The following is a 560-nucleotide window of genomic DNA, read 5'->3' on the forward strand; positions in this document are numbered from 1 at the left end:
TGGAAAATCTGCTGCTGCCACGTGAGGCGATTCATTGCCAATAGAATGAGGGAAGTGCAGTCCCTCCGCCTGAGTCAGCACCCTGCCCTCCCTAAGTAATGGCGCGTTTGGCCAAAACATGCCCGTGTGGATGGCCACTCGCATTTTCTTGCACAGCGAGCGCTGGCTGGGCAGCTTCTCTGCGGCGCGAAAGGTGTAGCTGGCCACCTGCTCAGCACCACGATGGGCGTGCGCACCAGGTCTGGCCTGAATACCCGTTCGCAGTTGGCTTAGAAACTGTTGCCGTCGATCAGTGCGTAGACGAGTTCAGGCTTTAGGGTCATGGCTGCGCACACTGAAGGTCACCACGCCCCACATCTGCAGCTCGTCGCCATCGATGATGTACCGCGGCGGAAAGCGCCTATTCTCCGAGAACAACGCCACCTCCCCACCCCGCCGGTGCAGGCGCTTACACAGCGGTTCGCCGTTGATGGCAGCGATCACGATGTGCCCGTGGGCCGGCTCAATCGCGCGGTCCACCACCACCAGATCACCATCGAAGATTCCGGCGCCGATCATGC

Annotated in this window: 1 protein-coding gene and 1 pseudogene; both read right to left on the reverse strand. The window is 60.7% G+C overall.

Annotated features, from left to right (window positions below; genetic code table 11):
- Positions 1 to 207, reverse strand: a pseudogene (locus HAQ05_RS29705) (hypothetical protein); the annotation flags it as partial.
- A gap of 99 nt (positions 208 to 306) precedes the next feature.
- The coding region (locus HAQ05_RS29710; protein WP_274603333.1) for a LexA family protein at positions 307 to 560 on the reverse strand (254 nt) is incomplete at its 5' end.

Source organism: Pseudomonas typographi (assembly GCF_014694385.1).
Classification (GTDB): domain Bacteria; phylum Pseudomonadota; class Gammaproteobacteria; order Pseudomonadales; family Pseudomonadaceae; genus Aquipseudomonas; species Aquipseudomonas typographi.